The organism is Caballeronia sp. LZ008 (assembly GCF_031451435.1).
Taxonomy (GTDB): Bacteria; Pseudomonadota; Gammaproteobacteria; order Burkholderiales; family Burkholderiaceae; genus Caballeronia; species Caballeronia zhejiangensis.
Map to the genome: position 1 here is coordinate 1 of NZ_JARUXK010000013.1, position 3,176 is coordinate 3,176.

Below are 3,176 nucleotides of genomic sequence, written 5' to 3' on the forward strand. Positions count from 1 at the left end.
TAAAAAAACCAAGGCCGGAATACCGGAACATCGGGATCGGTCAGATCGCGAAGTATCGCTTGCCGCTGGCGGGCAAGGTATCGATCCTGCATCGCGTGAGCGGCCTGCTGCTCTTCGTGTGTCTGCCGTTCATCCTGTATCTGCTCGATCAGAGCCTCACGTCGGAAATCTCGTTCGACGCGTTCAAGGGCTTTCTCGCCAACCCCATCGTCAAGATCATCACGCTCGTGTTGTCGTGGTCGTATCTGCATCACTTCTGCGCGGGTATCCGCTTCTTGCTGCTCGACACGCACGTCGGCGTGAACAAGGAAGGCGGCAAGCAAAGCGCGCTCATCGTGCTGATCGTCTCGCTGTTGCTCACGCTCGCGATGGCTCTCAAGATCTTCGGAGTGTTCTAAACATGGCAACGCAAAATCGGGTCGGCCCCAAGCGCCTGGTCGTCGGCGCGCACTATGGTCTGCGCGACTGGCTCGCGCAACGCATCACCGCGGTCGTGATGGCCGTGTACACCGTCATTCTTCTCTTCTGGTTCTTCGCGGCGCACAACTTCTCGTACGAAGGCTGGGCGGGCATCTTCGCGACCCAGTGGATGAAGCTCGCGACTTTCGTAGCCTTGCTTTGCCTCTTCTATCACGCGTGGGTCGGCATTCGCGACATCTGGATGGACTACGTGAAGCCCATGGGTCTGCGCCTGCTCTTGCAAGTGCTGACGATCCTCTGGCTCGTCGGATGCGCCGGCTACGCTGCACAGATTCTCTGGAGAGTTTAAAGAACATGGCTGCAATCAAGACTTCCCTGCCGCGTCGTCGCTTTGACGTGGTCATCGTCGGTGCGGGCGGATCGGGCATGCGCGCATCGCTGCAGCTCGCGCGCGCGGGTCTGTCCGTCGCGGTGCTCTCGAAAGTGTTCCCCACGCGCTCGCATACGGTGGCCGCGCAAGGCGGCATCGGCGCATCGCTCGGCAACATGAGCGAAGACAACTGGCACTATCACTTCTACGACACCATCAAGGGCTCCGACTGGCTCGGCGATCAGGATGCGATCGAGTTCATGTGCCGCGAAGCGCCCAACGCCGTGTACGAGTTGGAACACATGGGCATGCCGTTCGACCGCAATCCGGATGGCACGATCTATCAGCGTCCGTTCGGCGGCCACACGGCGAACTACGGCGAGAAGCCCGTGCAACGCGCATGCGCTGCCGCCGACCGTACCGGTCACGCGTTGCTGCACACGCTGTATCAGCAGAACGTCGCGGCTAAAACGCACTTCTTCGTCGAATGGATGGCGCTGGATCTGATCCGCGACGCCGATGGCGACGTGCTCGGCGTCACCGCGCTCGAAATGGAAACGGGCGAGGTCTATATCCTCGAGGGCAAGACGACGCTGTTCGCCACGGGCGGCGCGGGCCGTATCTTCGCGGCATCGACGAATGCGTTCATCAATACGGGCGACGGCCTCGGCATGGCCGCGCGTTCGGGCATCGCGCTGCAGGACATGGAGTTCTGGCAGTTCCACCCGACCGGCGTCGCCGGCGCGGGCGTGCTGATTACCGAAGGCGTGCGCGGTGAAGGCGGCATTCTGCGTAACTCGAATGGCGATCGCTTCATGGAACGCTATGCGCCGACGCTGAAGGATCTCGCGCCGCGCGACTTCGTTTCGCGTTCGATGGATCAGGAGATCAAGGAAGGCCGCGGCGTCGGTCCGAACAAGGATCACGTGCTGCTCGATCTGTCGCACATCGGCGCCGAGACGATCATGAAGCGTCTGCCGTCGATTCGCGAGATTGCGCTGAAGTTCGCGAACGTCGATTGCATCAAGGAGCCGATTCCGGTCGTGCCGACCATCCACTATCAGATGGGTGGCATTCCGACGAACATGCATGGTCAGGTCGTGGGCACCGCGAAGGGCTACAACGATCCGGTCAACGGCTTCTATGCTGTTGGCGAATGCTCGTGCGTGTCGGTGCACGGCGCGAATCGTCTGGGCACGAACTCGCTGCTCGATCTCGTCGTGTTCGGCCGCGCGGCGGGCAATCACATCATCAAGCACGCGAAGGAATTGAAGGAGCACAAGCCGCTACCGGCCGATGCCGCCGACTTCGCGATGGAACGTCTCGCGGTGCTGGAGAAGTCGACGTCGGGCGAGTACACGCAGAACATCGCCAACGACATCCGCGCATCGATGCAGGCGCATGCGGGCGTGTTCCGCACGTCGAAGCTGCTCGAAGAAGGCGTCGGCAAGATCGCCGAACTCGCCGAGCGCGTGAAGCACGTGCATCTGAAGGACAAGTCGAAGGTGTTCAACACCGCGAAGGTCGAGGCGCTCGAACTGGCGAATCTGATCGAAGTCGCACGCGCGACGATGGTTTCCGCCGAAGCGCGCAAGGAAAGCCGTGGCGCGCACGCGCACAGCGACTACGAGCATCGCGACGACGAGAACTGGATGCGTCACACGCTGTGGTTCAGCGAAGGCGATCGCCTCGAATACAAGCCGGTGCAGATGAAGCCGCTGACGGTCGAATCGGTGCCGCCCAAGGCGCGTACCTTCTAAGGAAAGCGCAAGGAAATCGAAATGGCAAAGAGAATTTTTGAAGTCTACCGCTACGATCCGGACAAGGATGCGGCGCCGCGCATGCAGAGCTACGAGCTCGATCTGACGCATGAACGCATGCTGCTCGACGCGCTGGTGAAACTGAAAGAAGTCGATGAGACGCTGTCGTTCCGTCGCTCGTGCCGCGAAGGCGTGTGCGGTTCGGACGCGATGAACATCAACGGCAAGAACGGCCTCGCGTGCCTGACGAATCTGAACGAACTGCCGCAGAAGATCGTGCTGCGTCCGCTGCCGGGTCTGCCGGTGGTGCGCGATCTGATCTGCGATTTCACGCAGTTCTTCAATCAGTATCATTCGATCAAGCCGTATCTGATCAACGATACGCCGCCGCCCGAGAAGGAGCGTCTGCAGTCGCCCGTCGAGCGCGATGAACTCGATGGCTTGTACGAGTGCATTCTGTGCGCGAGCTGCTCGACGTCGTGCCCGAGCTTCTGGTGGAACCCGGACAAGTTCGTGGGACCGGCGGGCTTGCTGCAGGCGTATCGCTTCATCGCGGATAGCCGCGATCAGGCGACGGGCGAACGCCTCGATAACCTGGAAGATCCGTATCGTCTGTTCCGTTGCCA

At 61.1% G+C, this 3,176-nt stretch carries 4 protein-coding genes; all 4 read left to right on the forward strand.

Annotated elements, in window-relative coordinates; genetic code table 11:
* Positions 1–398: succinate dehydrogenase, cytochrome b556 subunit (gene sdhC / locus QCE49_RS33470; protein ID WP_239295601.1), on the forward strand; the 398-nt coding region annotated here is incomplete at its 5' end.
* A 2-nt stretch (positions 399–400) separates the two neighbouring features.
* The gene (gene sdhD, locus QCE49_RS33475; RefSeq protein ID WP_008354058.1) at positions 401–769 is read left to right on the forward strand and encodes a succinate dehydrogenase, hydrophobic membrane anchor protein; all 369 of its coding nucleotides are present in this window, start codon (positions 401–403) and stop codon (positions 767–769) included.
* A 5-nt stretch (positions 770–774) separates the two neighbouring features.
* On the forward strand, positions 775–2,550 hold the full coding sequence (gene sdhA, locus QCE49_RS33480) for a succinate dehydrogenase flavoprotein subunit (RefSeq protein ID WP_008354057.1): 1,776 nt from the start codon (positions 775–777) through the stop codon (positions 2,548–2,550).
* 21 nt (positions 2,551–2,571) lie between these two features.
* Positions 2,572–3,176: succinate dehydrogenase iron-sulfur subunit (locus tag QCE49_RS33485; RefSeq protein ID WP_034474652.1), on the forward strand; the 605-nt coding region annotated here is incomplete at its 3' end.